The following is a 15387-nucleotide window of genomic DNA, read 5'->3' on the forward strand; positions in this document are numbered from 1 at the left end:
CCCAGTCCCCAGTCCCCAGTCCCCAGTCCCTAGATATACCCCAGGTATACTCCAGATATGCTCCAGACTTTTCTATAATAATTAAGTCATTCCCGTCATCGAAAACAGCCCGTGACTACCACTCCCCTCTCTCCAAGCTCAACTGTTCAGGTTCCCGATTCTCTAGGTCGCTTTGGACGCTTCGGCGGTAAGTATGTGCCTGAAACGCTGATGCCTGCGCTTGCTGAATTAGAAACAGCTTATCAGCAATACCGCAATGACCCTGGTTTTCAAGCAGAATTACAGCAGTTGTTACGGGATTATGTAGGACGCGCAACACCATTGTATTTCGCTGAACGCCTAACTACTCATTATGCCCGACCCGATCGCACCGGGCCACAAATTTATTTAAAGCGCGAAGATTTAAATCATACTGGCGCTCACAAAATCAATAATGCCCTTGGTCAGGTATTGTTGGCGAAACGCATGGGTAAGCAACGGATTATTGCCGAAACGGGTGCTGGACAACATGGAGTTGCTACAGCCACTGTTTGCGCTCGTTTTGGGCTGGAATGCGTAATTTATATGGGCGTTCATGATATGGAACGCCAATCTTTAAATGTGTTTAGAATGCGGTTGATGGGGGCAGAAGTGCGTCCGGTGGAAGCGGGAACTGGAACCCTGAAAGATGCCACTTCTGAAGCAATCCGCGATTGGGTAACAAATGTGGAAACAACTCACTACATCCTCGGTTCAGTAGCAGGGCCCCATCCTTACCCGATGATGGTACGTGATTTCCATGCAGTAATTGGTCAAGAAACTCGCGCACAAGCAATGGAAAAGTGGGGCGCACTTCCTGATATTCTCTTGGCTTGTGTAGGTGGTGGTTCCAATGCGATGGGACTATTCTATGAGTTTATTAATGAGTCTTCTATCCGGTTCATTGGGATTGAGGCCGCCGGAGAAGGTGTTAATACCGAAAAACACGCAGCAACCTTGACAAAAGGACGAGTTGGTGTACTGCACGGAGCAATGAGTTATCTATTACAAGATGAAGATGGGCAAATCATTGAGGCCCACTCAATTAGTGCGGGGTTGGATTATCCGGGTGTGGGGCCAGAACATAGCTATTTGAAAGACACTGGTCGCGCTGAATACTATAGTGTGACGGATGCAGAAGCTTTGGCAGCATTCCAGAGATTATCGAAATTGGAAGGGATTATCCCGGCATTGGAAACAGCCCATGCGATCGCCTATCTCGAAACCCTATGTCCTCAACTAAGCGGTAGTCCCCGAATTGTCATTAACTGCTCTGGACGCGGTGATAAGGATGTACAAACGGTAGCCAAGTTGTTAGATCAATCGTAAATTTACGTAAAATATTTGGGAGGAAGCAATGATGGCGCAACAATTCCAGCACGCTATGCTACCGCAACCCACTCACGATGAGTTGGCACGCCAAAACTTCATGCAAAGTCTGAAAATGCACATTTTCAGGAATATTGCTCCTGGAAATAAGGTAGTTTATGAAAAACTAGCCAAGCCGAAGTTTGAACAAAAACATCAGCGTCCTCCCCAAAATCGTCATGAAATTCGGGAAGCAATGCAGTATGAACCCTACTACCGATGGACTAGTGCCCTCAAGCGCATCAACCAGGAAATATTATGGGATGCTGTAAATACTAGTGTTGACAGACAACTGCCAGAGTTGATTGAGCGTGCCAAAAATCGGGGTGGTGAACTGAGTACTTTAACCCTCGACCCAAATTTTCAAATACCTAATCATCAAAAGGCTGTAGATATTCACTGTATGCCCGGAGGATATCACAGTGAATTCACTGCTGACGATCTAGCTGCTGGCGCAACTTACGATCGCGGCGTTTACGTTTATGGTCTGGGTTGGTTGGGGCCGCTTAACAATGATATGGGGCTATCTATAGTCCAAAACTACCTTCTGCCAGAGTATCCCGACTTTCGACCTAGAAAAATTCTCGATATGGGATGTTCTATTGGTAATAGCACATTACCCTACGTAGATGCTTACCCAGATGCAGAAATTCATGCCATAGATGTAGGCGCACCCATGTTGCGTTATGCTCATGCAAGAGCCGAAGCCTTGGGCAAAGGGGTACACTTCTCACAGCAAAATGCCGAGCATACTAACTTCCCAGATGAATCATTTGACTTAGTGGTTTCTCACATTTTGCTGCATGAAATTCCCCCGCCAGCCGTCCGTAAAGTTATGCAAGAATCTCATCGTCTACTGGCTCCTGGCGGCATGATGCTCCATCTGGAAGCACCCTTGTATCGTCACATGGATGTGTATACACAGTTCATTTTTGATTGGGAAACCGCTAACAACAACGAACCATTCTGGAGTGCTGTACGCGATCTGGATTTGGTGACACTAGCGACTGAAGCGGGTTTTGCCGCAGATAAGACATTCGAGAAGTTTGTCCCTAATGGGGCATGGAAAGCAAAAATCAATAATGAAGTCAATAATGATGGCAACTCAGGTAGCCAAGGCAGTTGGTTTGTAGTCGCGGCAACGAAGTAAATACCAATTCGTAATTTGGAATTGAGAAAGTCAGATTTTATCTGGGTTTCCCTCTTTTGTGTGTATAGTCTTATTTTTGGAGAATTGGTATATGGTAAAAACAGCCAAGGGTAAACGACCTGTTTACTTAGAAAATCCGCAAACGGATAAATTGTTAGCGATCGTTATGGCTTTGACTGGTGAGGTGTCCGTACTGCATGAGCGGCTAGACACCATTGAACGGTTGCTAGAGGTTAAAGATGTTTTATCGCCTACTGAGATTGAAGCTTACCAGCCGGATGCCAAGGTAATTAAGGAGCGGGAACAGTGGCGTGCGGAATATATTGCACGCGTGTTGCGCGTGGTGCAGGAAGAGTTAGAACCTCTCAATCAAAGCTAGTTGCACAAAGGTTTTAGTGAAAAAAATTATGCTATTTATATAAAACAATCATACTAATGGTAGAGGAAAGTTTTTTATAAACAGCACAATCTTTTCGTAAAATTGTGAATTTAAACGTTTGCTGGCAGTTTTTGCACAAAAAACTGGCATAAAGAGAGGCATATAGACCTATAACCAATTTGTCAGATTGACACTACTTTGGTTAGATTGTCTGGAACTTTACTTTCAGCAAATGATTAAAACAACAATCTACACTGTTATTTTAGGTACTATTGTTCTCAGTAGTGGAGCGATCGCTACTCCTGTGAAAAATCCAAATTTTACACCCGTGTTATCAAACGTATCAAGGGATACTTTCAAAATGGCAGCATCTAGTATCAACACTGCTGCTCTAGAACAGTCGGTTTTCATCCAAATTAATAACTACAGAACTTCCCAAGGTCTACCAGCACTGACTCGTAATGCTGCGATCGATAATCAAGCTAGGATTCACAGTCAGGATATGGCTAATGGGAAAGTTCCCTTTGGACATACAGGATTTTCAGAGCGTGTTCAAGCAATCGGTATTTCTTACAGAGCAGCTGGTGAAAATGTCGCTTATAACCAAGGATATAGCGATCCTGCCACGATCGCTGTTCAAGGCTGGCTCAAAAGTCCAGGACATCTAGCCAATATTAAAGGCAATTATGACAAGACGGGGATTGGTGTTGCTGCCACCAGTACAGGCAAAGTCTACTTCACACAAATTTTCCTTCGCTGATAAGTTTAGCAAAATTTAGATTTTTTCTGAAATTCCCCAAACTTCAGTCTGTTGACAAAGCTTTTGTTAGATGTGGAAAAATGTAATTTCAGTGACACTTTTCTATTGAATACTACATTATTTTTTAGTAATTCATGAAAATCTTAAATTCTCAGCAAAAATAACCGTGATTCTATGAAGCCGATCTATTGAAATATTGACAATTGGAAATGATTATTTGTACTTCCCGTAAGGGATGTAGCCAAATTGCCGAAATTCATCAACCCTTAATAGTATCGTGGTATATATCGTCGGAACAATAAGTTAGAGTAGAAGTCTTATATCTCTACACATAACGCAATTCTCCATGTTCCGACAAACTGCTTTTGGCATCGCTTTAAGTGCGCTTGTCCTTGCTAGTGGATTAACGACTGCTCCGATACCAAATTATCCTTCTACGAATACATCCACCCGTAATAAGCTGTTGTCGCTCTTTTCCAGTCAGGTTGCAATATCGACTCCTACTTTTAAAACTACTGAGTTAGAAAAATCAGTTTTTGAGCAAATTAATCGATATCGGGCTTCTAAAGGACTGCCAAAGTTGACCCTCAATGCAAATATTACTCGACAGGCAAGAATTCATAGTCAAAATATGGCTAAGGGTAAAACCCCATTTAGCCATCAGGGATTTGAAAAGCGAGTTAAAGCTGTCCCTCTTCGCTACAACAGTGCGGCGGAAAATGTTGCTTTCAACCGGGGATATAGTAACCCTGTGGAGGAAGCTGTGACTGGTTGGATCAATAGTCCGGGACATCTAAAGAATCTTAAAGGCAATTACAACCTCACTGGAATTGGCGTTGCTACTAATAATCAAGGCGAAGTCTACCTGACACAGATATTTTTTCGCACTAGGTAGATTTAATTTCTGATTTTTTTGCACAATGATAATGTAGTGTCTGACAAGACTTTTATCTGCTAGACACTGCTATTATTTTTGAACAATTCATGACATTACAAGATTTTCAGGTGAGCGATCGCGATCTCAGTGACGCAGCCCTTGGACAGTATTTAGAATCAACAGCGATCGCAGTTGATACAGAAACGATGGGATTATTGCCGCAGCGCGATCGCTTGTGTCTCGTCCAACTGTGCAACCTCGAAGGGAAAGTCACTGCAATCCGCATAGCCAAAGCACAAGACAACGCCCCAAATTTAAAAAAACTTTTGGAAGCGGCGAATGTCGTAAAAGTATTTCACTTTGCGCGTTTTGACCTTGCCACTTTGCGGGCTAATTTAGGGATTCAGGTTAACCCTGTTTTTTGCACCAAAATTGCCAGTAAGTTAGCCCGTACTTACACAAATCGCCACGGACTCAAAGATGTAGTGCAAGAGTTAGAAAAAGTGGAACTCGATAAAAGCTCTCAAAGTTCTGATTGGGGTAATGCCACTAGCTTATCTGAAGCTCAACTGAGTTATGCTGCCAATGATGTGCGCTATTTACTTAGCGTGCAACAGAAGTTAACAGAAATGCTCAAACGAGAGGAACGTTGGGAAATTGCTCAAGAATGTTTTGAATTTCTGCCAACAATAGTTTCCTTGGATTTATTGCAATTTAAAGATTTGTTTGAACATTGATCGATTAAATGGGCATTGAGCAAAACAGTTCCTCTTTTGTGTTGGCGGAAGCGGCACGGTTATCCCGTTCCCAGTGCTGAGTAAAGAAGTGAGATTCCCTACTCAGCATAATTTTCTAAGTTATTTTTGGTCTAAGAGCCAACATTGGAATCATCTCTGTCTGTGGAATTTTTAGATTCTTTAATGCCTTCTTTAAGGTTACTAGCTCCCTCTTGAATGCTTTCTTTGACGTTACTAGCTCCTTCTTGAATGCCTTCTTTAAGGTTACTAGCTCCCTCTTGAATGCCTTCTTTGAGGTTACTAGCTCCTTTTTTAATGGCTTCTGTGGTGCTAGTGCCTCCCTTTTGCAGATTCTCTTGGTGATTTTTTAGCCGATCTACAACGTTGTAGTCATCTGCACCTGCGGGAGTTTTTGATTCAACAATACCTTCTGTTGGGCCACCGATCGCTTTCCATGCCTCAAGACCACCTTTGAGTTGGGAGACATGCTGAAATCCATTAGAACGAAGTTGTTGTGCGGCTTGGGCAGTTTCTTCTTCGTTAGCACCGTAAACGTAGATATCACGGCTTTGATCCAAAGAAGGCACTGCACGCTGTACCAATTCATCTATTGGCATGGGCATTGCTCCCATAATGTGACCTTGGTTGAAGGTGTTGCGATCGCGCACATCTAGGATTGTAAAAGCTGGTTCGCCCCATTCTAGACGAGACTTCAGGACATGAGCATCAGATTGTGCTTCTATTGGTGGTTGTGGGGGAATGATGCCGCCGACTAAATTGTTTACCATAACTTTTCCTTGTTGACGATATTAAAAGCAATCTAACGGATTAAACATATTTAATTGCTCTTTCTCTGGGATGAATATCCTCAAACTATTTCTTTAGATAGACTGGATAATTGAAATATTTTCTGCCATTTAATCCATTGCCAATATAGACAATATATACTAGCTATAGGAAAAGTTTTTTCTTAACTTGATTAAATATATTTTGAAGTTACATTTTTGATATTTAATTCTTGAAACACATTATAAAGATATCTAAAGTGATTAAATTTTCTACCTAATTAATCAAAAATATTTAGCCATTTTTCTAGGAATTACGTACCTTTTCTATATCTGCGATCGCTAACAATAATGTCTCTTCAATCTCTTGCCGCACTATTGGATTTACACCAGTAGCACTATTAAGGCAATCTACCAATAATTTATTCACATCATAATATTGCTGTAGCAATTCTTTTTGCTGTTCGTTGAACTGTCAGTCATAACCAATATGGCGATATTTAATTAGAAGTAAATATCCATCAGTTAGACTGTCTGAGCAATGTCCAACATTTGCAGAATGTTGCACTGGTCTTGGATTCTCTTGGCGCTTTTGACGCACTTCCCGCACTACTGTATCGAGGTCAGTACCTTTGATTTGCGCCTTAGTCGTTACCTCAAATGCCACATTTTCAGTTAAGCCAGCAACCTTTTACCAAAATAACCCTAACTGTTGGCAAATTTGTACAAAACAAGAGCGGGAAACCGATTCACCTGCAAAAAATTTGGAACCTGGTTGACGTGTAAGACCTAAAGCTATTACTAATTTATGCTGACTCCAAGTTTTGTCTGTTAAAGCTGTTTTTGCTGCCCTTATACCTTCTGGTGATGCTCTCAGTCCTTGGCTTGTCATAGTCTCCGGCTGAAACTTGTAGTATAGTGTATGCTTAGAAGGGTAGCTACATGTAAATGCACGCTGAGTAAATTTTCGTAGTCCCTCTTCAGAAGGAGATACCCATTGCTTAAAGTACGGTTGAGTAGGTAGAGTTGAGAATCTAGATTGGCTTGTGGCTAGGTTTGTAAGCCTTTGTGAAGAACTAATTAGTCAGGGAATGCGTTGTTTTTATAGATTTGTATCAACTGCTGTAGTATCTGGTTTCTGTCTAGAATATTTGTGGTTGTAGAATGCTCTTCAATTACACTTATCTTAAATATAAAAGTCAAAAAATCTACATTAAGAAATCAAAATTATACAAAAATCATACACAAACTATACATTTGATCGGCATTCCACTAGCTGAAGTTTTCATAAACTTCATGGAAAATTAATTGTACACAAGTACTACAGTAGCGATCGTACTCAGCAGAGACGCGCGTGAATCCACTCTCAACAGAAACACGTATTGCAAAACTGGCGCAACAGCGAATCGCCCAATCTACAATAGGCAGCATTATGGTTATGATTACCGCGACTACTCCCAAAATTATGATTGTTGATGACGACTTCGGTGTGAGAAATCTCGTTCATCGTTTTTTGAGTCGGAAATATCAAATAGAGGCGGCAGCAGATGGTAAAACTGCCTTATCAATGTTTGAACAATTCAACCCAGCTTTAGTAATTCTGGATTGGAATTTGCCGGATGCTAACGGTTATAGCCTCTGCCAAGAAATGCAGAGTCGTACTAATGTTTTAGTACTGATACTGACTAGTAGGACTGATGAGGCTGATAAAATTAAAATCTTGAGTGCAGGGGCTGATGATTTCATGACTAAACCGTTTAGTCTTGCAGAAATAGAAGTGAGAGTAGAAGCTCTTTTGAGGCGGATACGCTACATCAACCCTTCACCAACACAACGAATCATTTTTAAGCATCTAGTAATTAATCCAGAGGGTCGGGAGGTAACACTTAACGATAAGCCTCTCGCTTTAACAGCGCTGGAATTTAATATCTTACATTTTTTGGCAAGTCATCCTAATCAAGCTTGGAGTCGCCCACAGCTAATCCAAAAAATCTGGGGTTGCGACTACATAGGAGATGGCCGGGTGGTTGATGTGCATATTGGTCAGCTTCGCAAGAAGATGGAAGTCGATCCTAGCGTACCAGAGTTTATTAAAACTGTGCGGGGCTATGGTTATAAGTTTGAAGCTACCGACGAAAATACTACTTCCTGAGCTTTTTGACTTCAGAAGTAGTCCATAACAAAGAATTAGTCAGCATTATTTTATTGCTTGCTTAAATACTTTTACTGAGGCTTGACCGTATAACTTGCGTTAGTTTGGGGCGTTGATACAAACTGATTTGGTGATTTTGTGTCTGCTCAAGCCTTAGACAGTAACTTTATTGCTTTTAATATATCGTCTCAAAATAAGTTCCAACAAAATCAAAATGTACAAAGCTTATCCGAAGTTTCGCCTATAGGTAAAATTTGTCGAAATTAATAAATAACTTCGAGGGACAAATTATAAACTGTAAAAATAAATTGGTAAGGTATAAGACTGAGCGATATCAACTATCCTTAAGAAATCACCTCATGCTGACTTCACTGTTACTGCTAGCTGTAATCCCAATGCATCCAGTAATTTACTCAGACAATAAAATTCAATTTTTCCTTGCTCAGATAACATCAAGTCGAGTTGCTCATAGCATTGCTTAACTTCCTCTGGAAACCGATCAATTCCACCCTTTGCCTCAATTACATTCTTGAGGGCTTTTCCTAACATTTTAGGATCGCCCTCTTCTATAACTACTTCGATATAAGATGCTGCTTCTAGTGGGTCTTGAAGATGTTTAACTAGTCCTTCGTGATAGCTTACACTTTTAGGCATTATCTCTACTCCTATAGTCTTTCCAATATTCCTGAGCTTTATCAACATCTTGTTTCTGAGTGCTTTTATCTCCACCACATAAAAGAATAATAATTGTTATCCCTTCTTGTCCAAAGTATATGCGGTAGCCTTGCCCATAGTCGATTCTCAATTCAAAAACACCTTCTCCAACTGATTTACAATCACCTAAATTACCATCTTCAACTCGGTCAAGTCTGGCTCTTATTTTAGCTTTTGCTCTTCTATCTCGCAGAGAATCAAGCCACTCATCAAAAATATTTTTTCCATCTACTGTCAGATAATTCCTAATTTCTCTTGGTTGCACTTCCATAATTCTTTGGGCAAGTCTAGTTATAATTCATAGTTTTCTCGCCGCCAGCCTTTGACTAACCAACTCAGCCGCTAAATGTATCGCTGTTTTCATACTCGTAGCATCAGCAATTCCCTTACCCGCAATATCAAACGCTGTTCCATGATCGGGTGAAGTGCGAACGAAAGGAAGGCCAATAGAAGTATTAACTGCCCGATCGAACGCCATCAGCTTCACAGGAATTAAGCCTTGGTCGTGGTAAAGTGCCAAGTAGCCATCAGCAGGATTTTGTACTAAAGAATTTCCATACCAAGCTTGACCAGGTTTAACCCACATCGTATCTGGCGGTATCGGCCCATCTAGCTGCAATTGTGGTCGTTTTTGCCGCTCTTGCTCCAACCAGGGAATTAACCAATCTTGTTCTTCACGTCCAAGTTGTCCCTGTTCGCCACTATGGGGATTCAAACCTGCGATCGCAATTCTCCCATTTTGTATACCAAAATCTTTCTCCAAACACTCCACCAGCAAATCCAATTTTTGTGTCAACAATTGCGGTGTCAATGTATCCGCTACTTGACGTAAAGGGATATGTGTGGTAGCTAGTATTGTGCGGAGTGTCCAGCCAGTATGGGGCGATCGCGCCACAAATAACATCCCAAAACGGTCAACACCTGACTTTTCTGCCAAAAGTTCCGTTTGCCCTGGATAATTATATCCTGCGGCTTTCCAAGCAGATTTTGCGATGGGCCCCGTGACTATCCCATCAAATTTACCAGCTAGTGTTTGAGCGATCGCATATTCCATATAGCCAAAACTAGCCGCACCACTAGCCGCATTACCTGTTCCTGGGATAATTTGACCTTTAATTTCCCCACCCAACTGCACACCAATCACTGACAACTCATCTGGATTTGCCAAAGGTGCTAAATTCTCAGTTAAATTCAGTTTGTGATAAGTCTGTGTCAGCAAATCCCAGTTACCCACCACTGTAACGTCGTATTTTTTACTAATTTCCGGTTCTGCTAAAGCTTTCAAAATCACCTCCGGCCCAATCCCAGCCGGATCTCCCAGCGTCAACGCCAAACGCGGGCGGTTATCTTGGCGAAAATTCACTAAATTACCTTGGTTATTTTGATACATATAATTTATTCATAATAATTATCATCAAGTTTTCCAGCATTTCCCCATCTTCTCCGCTCCCCAGTAGGGATTGCCCCCCAAACCAGTAGGGATTACTGGCTAAACTAGTTTAAAATTATTTACACAGGTCTAATCCTACAGTAACTATTGAAAAGCTTCTGCTAGACCTAGTTTACACACACTAATTTGCATAAGGAGAATCACACCAATGGGCGGCGAAATTTTGAATGCAGCTCTATTGTCCTTCGGTTTAATCTTCGTGGGCTGGGGCTTAGGTGCTTTGTTACTGAAAATTCAAGGCACAGAAGAGTAATTGAGTGCTGAATTAGGAGTTAGAAGTTAGGAGTTCTTAATTCTCCCCATTTCCGACTCCCTTTTTCATTGAAAAGTTCTGTTCGCCCCAAGTCGGCATTCATACTTTTCGCTAACTGGGAAAAAAGCTTGTCCGGTAAACGGACAGCCATTTTCCCGTGAATTTTTCCATAAAAAACGATTTCCTGAGAAAAGATGTAAACTTTTGTTTGCATAGGTTATTCTGATAACATTCTTTTCATAAAACATTAAAATTTATTACAAACCTCATGACATTATTAATCGTCGGTGCCACTGGCACCTTAGGAAGACAAGTGGCTCGTCGTGCAATCGATGAGGGATATAAAGTGCGCTGCCTCGTGCGGAGTAGCAAAAAAGCAGCTTTTCTTAAAGAATGGGGTGCAGAACTCGTACCTGGAAATTTGCGTTACCCCGATACCCTAGCGGAAGCATTAGTTGGTGTAACCGAAGTTATTGATGCCTCAACATCTCGCCCTACGGATTCACTGAGTATCAAACAAGTAGACTGGGAGGGCAAAGTAGCATTAATTCAAGCAGCAATTGCAGCAGGTGTAGAGCGTTTTATTTTCTTTTCAATTTTGGATGCCGATAAATATCCAGAAGTACCGCTAATGGAAATTAAGCGATGTACAGAATTATTCTTGGCTGAGTCAGGCTTGAATTATACCATCTTGCGGCTAGCTGGTTTTATGCAAGGGTTAATTGGTCAGTATGGAATTCCAATTTTGGAAGCACAGCCAGTTTGGGTTACAGGTAATTCTTCTCCCATTGCCTATATGGATACTCAAGACATTGCTAAGTTTGCAATCCGTGCCTTGAGTGTGCCCGAAACGGAAAACCAAGCTTTTCCTGTAGTTGGTACTCGTGCATGGAGTGCAGAAGAAATTATCAACCTGTGCGAACGCTTATCTGGAAAAGACGCTAGGGTAACACGGATGCCGATAAACTTACTACGTGCCGTGCGTGGCTTAATGCGGTCTTTTCAGTGGGGATGGAACGTAGCCGACAGGCTAGCATTTACAGAAGTATTGGCTAGTGGTAAACAGCTAAATGCTTCAATGGATGAAGTATACACAGTTTTTGGTTTAGATCCGCAACAAACGACAACTCTAGAAAGCTATCTCCAAGAGTACTTCAGCCGAATTATGAAGAAGCTCAAAGAGGTAGACTACCAGAAAAATAAAAATAAAAAGCAGAAACCTAAAAAAACTCCTTTCAAACAGTCTTCAAAAGCCAATAGTCAATAATCATCACAAAACAAACATTAGTCGTAAAACTCTAGACTCTGAATATTTGACTCTAGATTAATGACTACATGACCAAAATGTGTAAGGATTACCGAAAATTTGGGTAAAAGCCCCGTCATAAAAGACGGCTTTAATTCTTTAAATTTGTCTTGAAAGTTTCCGGTGATTGGTATAATAACAAAATATCACAGGTAGAATAACCGCTAGCACAAATGGATAACCAACCCCAATACGACTGGCTAGGAAATAATAATGGTTAGTGGGCGGCGAAAACCACGATAAACATAGCTGGGGTAGCCAACGCGCACCCATACCAGAAAAGTCAAAAACTTGTTAATTAAAAGTACCGTGGGGCACACGGAAACAAGGGGAGAAATCCTCTAAAGCTTGGGGAGATAAGCCCTCTGGGGCTGTCTAAATTAGGCTCGAAACTTAGTTCAATTGAACGGGTTTTTGGTTTAAGTAATGCCGAAAGGATAGGCAGTTTAAAGGTGTATCAGTGAACCAAGAATCCCCATGCCATCAGGCTAGGGAGTGTCAAATAATACAAAGCATCGCCTAAACTTGGATATTTGAGTGTGCCGAAAGCAGGCATTATCTACAATGACGTTAAACCGATAGCGGGTCGTGTCGCTATCGAGTTGAAAGACAAGCTAACCGCAGCTGGTTGGGATGTGTGTATCACATCAAGTATCGGTGGAATATTGGGCTACTCTAATCCAGATAGTCCTGTATGCCACACCCCCATTGATGGTCTAACGCCCCCTGGTTTTGACTCAGATATGGAGTTTGCAGTGGTGTTAGGGGGAGACGGCACTGTTTTAGCAGCGTCTCGTCAGGTAGCCCCCTGTGGTATTCCACTATTAACAGTGAATACCGGTCACATGGGATTTTTGACGGAAACTTTCTTGAATCAATTGCCCCAAGCACTAGAACAGGCAATGACAGGTAAGTATGAAATTGAAGAACGAGCCATGCTCACCGTCAAAGTATTTCGGGGAGATGCTGTACTGTGGGAAGCCCTGTGCTTGAATGAAATGGTTCTGCACCGAGAACCTTTGACATCTATGTGCCATTTTGAAATTGCCATAGGTCGTCATGCACCAGTAGATATTGCGGCGGATGGTGTGATTGTTTCTACACCTACTGGTTCTACAGCTTACTCATTGAGTGCTGGTGGCCCAGTTGTGACTCCTGGTGTACCTGTTTTACAGTTAGTACCCATTTGTCCCCATTCTCTAGCTTCTAGAGCATTAGTATTTCCAGATACTGAATCGGTCAACATTTACCCAGTCAACATTCCTCGGCTGGTGATGGTGGTAGATGGTAATGGAGGGTGCTATGTCTTCCCAGAAGATAGAGTATATATGGAGCGATCGCAATATACCGTCCGATTTATTCGCCTGCAACCCCCTGAGTTTTTCCGAATTTTGCGAGAAAAATTAGGTTGGGGTTTGCCACACATCGCCAAACCAACTTCGGTAGAATTGCCGTAGTTATTGGGAATGGGGAATTGGGCATTGGGCATTCTTAAAGAGACAACTGACCAAACAGAAAATTATTTCCCCATTCCCCGTTTGCTAATTTCCTTCCAGAATTACTGGTGTACGGATAGGTATTTGGAGTGAGTTATTAAGATTGCATCGAAGAATTCGATGGCTGACACCTGAACGTGCTAAAACATCCTTAACAGCGTGTCAAATCAGGGTTGATCCATCACTAAAAACTCGTAATTGCACTTTATAACTGATGTAAAGATTTTCTCTGGAATATCTTTACAATCCCAAATCCAATATCCCAAATTGTTATGACAGTTGCTCTAAGTCCCTGTGTTTTGGTGATTGAAACCGATGAGAGCCTAGCAAATCAGCTTTCTTGCGATTTACAAGAAGCTGGCTATGAATCAATTTTGGCTCATGATGCTACCAGTGGTTTGCAATACTGTCGCGATCGCCAACCTGCTTTAATTGTTTTAGATCGGATGCTAGCAGGAGAATCAGGACTCTCATTGTGCAAAAATCTGAGAAGCACTGGTATGCGATCGCCTGTGTTGGTTTTAATGGCAAGAGATACCGTTGACGATCGTGTAGCTTGTCTAGAAGCAGGAGCGGATGATTACATCCTCAAGCCTTACCGCTCAGAAGACTTTTTAAAGTTAATTCGCCTCTACTTAAAACCTGATGTGGATACCACAGAGCAATTGCGCTTTGGGGATCTAATTTTAGACATCGCAACTCGCCGTGCTATCCACGGGGGACGGGCAATTGACTTGACAATGAAGGAATTTGAACTATTAAAATTCTTAATGGAACATCCCCGTGAGGTGTTAACTCGCGAACAAATTTTAGAAAATGTTTGGGGTTATGACTTTCTGGGTGAGTCGAATGTCATTGAAGTGTACATCCGCTACTTGCGCCTCAAAATTGAAGATGAAGGTCAAAAGCGCCTTATTCAGACAGTGCGCGGCGTAGGTTACGTTTTAAGAGAATCCTAGTACAGAAGTTTGCCTACTTTTGACAATTTGCTCAAGTGCATTGTCTAGTCATAGAACTTACGTAAAACTACAGGCGGTAGGGTCAATTCATAAATTGCCCCTACCTAATAATAAAGGTTTTGACTATTATTTGCGTAAGTCCTGGTTAATTGAGGCTAAAAAAGGCTGTGTATTACGGGACAAATAAAAGCCGTAGGTTTTATAGCTTAAATTCTGTAAAATTGAAATCTAAATCACAAAATCAAAAAGAATTATGACTCGTTGGCTAGGTTTACTCTCGATGTTGCTGAGTGTTTTGTTGATGGGTTGTTCTGTACCAACAACAGCTAAACCTCCAACCCCTACGCCTGCTTCTCAAACTCCAGCACCAGAGAGTTTAGGCCAAAAACTACCAATTTCTGCTAAAGCCATTGTTCCTAATGGAACAATTATTCAGCTAGAAGTGGCGAAGACACCACAACAGCAAGAGATGGGGTTGATGTATCGACCAGCTTTACCAGATAACCGAGGGATGCTGTTTACGTTCTCTTCTCCACAATCAATTAGTTTCTGGATGAAGAATGTACCTGTAGCCTTGGATATGGTATTTTTACGGGACGGTGTAGTTAAATATATTCAGGCTGCTGCACCCCCTTGTGCAAGCGAGCGTTGTCCTACTTATAGTCCCAACACACCAATCGATAAGGTAATTGAACTTCGCTCTGGAAGAGCTGCCGAATTGAAGTTGAAAGCGGGCGATACTATCAAAATTCAGTATTGAGACTTAGCTGTATTGTATTGCGGTGATAAAGATTTGGATGATTCCTCTGTTCAGAGCCTATACTACCGAAGTATGTGTTTTTTTTGTAAAAAATGTCACGTGTTGTAGCAAAAAAGTCATCTGTAACGCTACTATTTAAAAACTGTGGTAATGATGTAAAATTCTACTGTCTCCAAGCTGAAATCGCAGTCTTAAAGTTTGGTTGCAAAAATATTCCCTTGGG

At 41.6% G+C, this 15387-nt stretch carries 18 protein-coding genes and 2 pseudogenes; 12 read left to right on the top strand and 8 right to left on the bottom strand.

Features of this window, described 5'->3' with window-relative positions:
* Window positions 1-111 precede the first annotated feature (111 nt).
* From trpB to CDG79_RS23260, 6 genes are all read left to right on the top strand, one after another.
* Complete coding sequence (trpB, locus tag CDG79_RS23235) at window positions 112-1347, top strand: tryptophan synthase subunit beta (RefSeq protein WP_094344248.1); 1236 nt, start codon at window positions 112-114, stop codon at window positions 1345-1347.
* A gap of 28 nt (window positions 1348-1375) precedes the next feature.
* Window positions 1376-2536 (top strand): class I SAM-dependent methyltransferase, encoded by a 1161-nt coding sequence (locus tag CDG79_RS23240; RefSeq protein ID WP_094344249.1) that lies wholly within the window; start codon window positions 1376-1378, stop codon window positions 2534-2536.
* A 91-nt stretch (window positions 2537-2627) separates the two neighbouring features.
* Window positions 2628-2915 (top strand): hypothetical protein, encoded by a 288-nt coding sequence (locus CDG79_RS23245; RefSeq protein ID WP_094330889.1) that lies wholly within the window; start codon window positions 2628-2630, stop codon window positions 2913-2915.
* Window positions 2916-3147: 232 nt separating this feature from the next.
* Entirely contained in the window at window positions 3148-3675 is a 528-nt protein-coding gene (locus CDG79_RS23250; protein ID WP_094344250.1) for a CAP domain-containing protein, read from the top strand.
* A gap of 346 nt (window positions 3676-4021) precedes the next feature.
* Window positions 4022-4570, top strand: a complete 549-nt coding sequence (locus CDG79_RS23255; RefSeq protein WP_094344251.1) for a CAP domain-containing protein — start codon at window positions 4022-4024, stop codon at window positions 4568-4570.
* A gap of 89 nt (window positions 4571-4659) precedes the next feature.
* Window positions 4660-5289, top strand: a complete 630-nt coding sequence (locus CDG79_RS23260) for a ribonuclease H-like domain-containing protein (RefSeq protein WP_094344252.1) — start codon at window positions 4660-4662, stop codon at window positions 5287-5289.
* 341 nt (window positions 5290-5630) lie between these two features.
* On the opposite strand, the pseudogene CDG79_RS23265 reads toward CDG79_RS23260, so the two are convergent.
* The 4 genes and pseudogenes from CDG79_RS23265 to CDG79_RS42645 form a co-directional block, all read right to left on the bottom strand.
* Window positions 5631-6077 (bottom strand): annotated as a pseudogene (locus CDG79_RS23265) (rhodanese-like domain-containing protein); the annotation flags it as partial.
* A 304-nt stretch (window positions 6078-6381) separates the two neighbouring features.
* A pseudogene (locus tag CDG79_RS44915) lies at window positions 6382-6537 on the bottom strand (NACHT C-terminal helical domain 2-containing protein); the annotation flags it as partial.
* 12 nt (window positions 6538-6549) lie between these two features.
* A complete protein-coding gene (locus tag CDG79_RS42640) occupies window positions 6550-6741 on the bottom strand; it encodes a hypothetical protein (protein WP_189525096.1) in 192 nt (63 codons plus the stop codon).
* Window positions 6742-6765: 24 nt separating this feature from the next.
* Entirely contained in the window at window positions 6766-6966 is a 201-nt protein-coding gene (locus tag CDG79_RS42645; protein WP_189525097.1) for a hypothetical protein, read from the bottom strand.
* A gap of 540 nt (window positions 6967-7506) precedes the next feature.
* Here CDG79_RS42645 and CDG79_RS23275 point away from each other — a divergent pair.
* Complete coding sequence (locus CDG79_RS23275) at window positions 7507-8226, top strand: response regulator transcription factor (RefSeq protein ID WP_094344274.1); 720 nt, start codon at window positions 7507-7509, stop codon at window positions 8224-8226.
* A gap of 357 nt (window positions 8227-8583) precedes the next feature.
* Here CDG79_RS23275 and CDG79_RS23280 read toward each other — a convergent pair whose 3' ends face one another.
* From CDG79_RS23280 to pdxA, 3 genes are read right to left on the bottom strand one after another with little or no spacing between them, the layout of a single operon-like run.
* A complete protein-coding gene (locus tag CDG79_RS23280; protein ID WP_094344253.1) occupies window positions 8584-8880 on the bottom strand; it encodes a helix-turn-helix domain-containing transcriptional regulator in 297 nt (98 codons plus the stop codon).
* Complete coding sequence (locus CDG79_RS23285; RefSeq protein WP_094344254.1) at window positions 8873-9211, bottom strand: type II toxin-antitoxin system RelE/ParE family toxin; 339 nt, start codon at window positions 9209-9211, stop codon at window positions 8873-8875. The genes CDG79_RS23280 and CDG79_RS23285 overlap by 8 nt, the downstream gene beginning before the upstream one ends.
* Window positions 9212-9238: 27 nt before the next feature.
* The gene (gene pdxA / locus CDG79_RS23290) at window positions 9239-10330 is read right to left on the bottom strand and encodes a 4-hydroxythreonine-4-phosphate dehydrogenase PdxA (protein WP_094344255.1); all 1092 of its coding nucleotides are present in this window, start codon (window positions 10328-10330) and stop codon (window positions 9239-9241) included.
* 208 nt (window positions 10331-10538) lie between these two features.
* Here pdxA and petM point away from each other — a divergent pair, with 208 nt between their 5' ends.
* Window positions 10539-10643: a cytochrome b6-f complex subunit PetM gene (gene petM, locus CDG79_RS23295; RefSeq protein ID WP_094344256.1), complete on the top strand. Its 105-nt coding sequence runs from the start codon at window positions 10539-10541 to the stop codon at window positions 10641-10643.
* A gap of 19 nt (window positions 10644-10662) precedes the next feature.
* On the opposite strand, the gene CDG79_RS23300 is transcribed toward petM, so the two are convergent.
* Window positions 10663-10857, bottom strand: coding sequence for a hypothetical protein (locus CDG79_RS23300; protein ID WP_094344257.1), 195 nt, complete (start codon window positions 10855-10857; stop codon window positions 10663-10665).
* Window positions 10858-10911: 54 nt separating this feature from the next.
* Here CDG79_RS23300 and CDG79_RS23305 point away from each other — a divergent pair, with 54 nt between their 5' ends.
* From CDG79_RS23305 to CDG79_RS23320, 4 genes are all read left to right on the top strand, one after another.
* Window positions 10912-11910 (top strand): SDR family oxidoreductase, encoded by a 999-nt coding sequence (locus CDG79_RS23305; protein ID WP_094344258.1) that lies wholly within the window; start codon window positions 10912-10914, stop codon window positions 11908-11910.
* Window positions 11911-12488: 578 nt separating this feature from the next.
* Window positions 12489-13406, top strand: a complete 918-nt coding sequence (locus CDG79_RS23310) for an NAD(+) kinase (protein WP_094330900.1) — start codon at window positions 12489-12491, stop codon at window positions 13404-13406.
* 311 nt (window positions 13407-13717) lie between these two features.
* A complete protein-coding gene (gene nblR, locus CDG79_RS23315) occupies window positions 13718-14404 on the top strand; it encodes a response regulator transcription factor NblR (RefSeq protein ID WP_094330901.1) in 687 nt (228 codons plus the stop codon).
* A 253-nt stretch (window positions 14405-14657) separates the two neighbouring features.
* A complete protein-coding gene (locus CDG79_RS23320) occupies window positions 14658-15164 on the top strand; it encodes a DUF192 domain-containing protein (protein WP_094344259.1) in 507 nt (168 codons plus the stop codon).
* Window positions 15165-15387 lie beyond the last annotated feature (223 nt).

Source organism: Nostoc sp. 'Peltigera membranacea cyanobiont' 232, assembly GCF_002245985.1.
Taxonomy (GTDB): Bacteria; Cyanobacteriota; Cyanobacteriia; order Cyanobacteriales; family Nostocaceae; genus Nostoc.

Bases quoted from the DNA above. Each gene is read 5' to 3' on its own strand.
- CDG79_RS23240 (WP_094344249.1), top strand. From the start codon at position 1,376: ATGATGGCGCAACAATTCCAGCACGCTATGCTACCGCAACCCACTCAC.
- CDG79_RS23245 (WP_094330889.1), top strand. From the start codon at position 2,628: ATGGTAAAAACAGCCAAGGGTAAACGACCTGTTTACTTAGAAAATCCG.
- CDG79_RS23250 (WP_094344250.1), top strand. From the start codon at position 3,148: ATGATTAAAACAACAATCTACACTGTTATTTTAGGTACTATTGTTCTC.
- CDG79_RS23255 (WP_094344251.1), top strand. From the start codon at position 4,022: ATGTTCCGACAAACTGCTTTTGGCATCGCTTTAAGTGCGCTTGTCCTT.
- CDG79_RS23260 (WP_094344252.1), top strand. From the start codon at position 4,660: ATGACATTACAAGATTTTCAGGTGAGCGATCGCGATCTCAGTGACGCA.
- CDG79_RS42645 (WP_189525097.1), bottom strand. From the start codon at position 6,966: ATGACAAGCCAAGGACTGAGAGCATCACCAGAAGGTATAAGGGCAGCA.
- CDG79_RS23275 (WP_094344274.1), top strand. From the start codon at position 7,507: ATGGTTATGATTACCGCGACTACTCCCAAAATTATGATTGTTGATGAC.
- CDG79_RS23280 (WP_094344253.1), bottom strand. From the start codon at position 8,880: ATGCCTAAAAGTGTAAGCTATCACGAAGGACTAGTTAAACATCTTCAA.
- CDG79_RS23285 (WP_094344254.1), bottom strand. From the start codon at position 9,211: ATGGAAGTGCAACCAAGAGAAATTAGGAATTATCTGACAGTAGATGGA.
- pdxA (WP_094344255.1), bottom strand. From the start codon at position 10,330: ATGTATCAAAATAACCAAGGTAATTTAGTGAATTTTCGCCAAGATAAC.
- petM (WP_094344256.1), top strand. From the start codon at position 10,539: ATGGGCGGCGAAATTTTGAATGCAGCTCTATTGTCCTTCGGTTTAATC.
- CDG79_RS23300 (WP_094344257.1), bottom strand. From the start codon at position 10,857: ATGCAAACAAAAGTTTACATCTTTTCTCAGGAAATCGTTTTTTATGGA.
- CDG79_RS23305 (WP_094344258.1), top strand. From the start codon at position 10,912: ATGACATTATTAATCGTCGGTGCCACTGGCACCTTAGGAAGACAAGTG.
- nblR (WP_094330901.1), top strand. From the start codon at position 13,718: ATGACAGTTGCTCTAAGTCCCTGTGTTTTGGTGATTGAAACCGATGAG.
- CDG79_RS23320 (WP_094344259.1), top strand. From the start codon at position 14,658: ATGACTCGTTGGCTAGGTTTACTCTCGATGTTGCTGAGTGTTTTGTTG.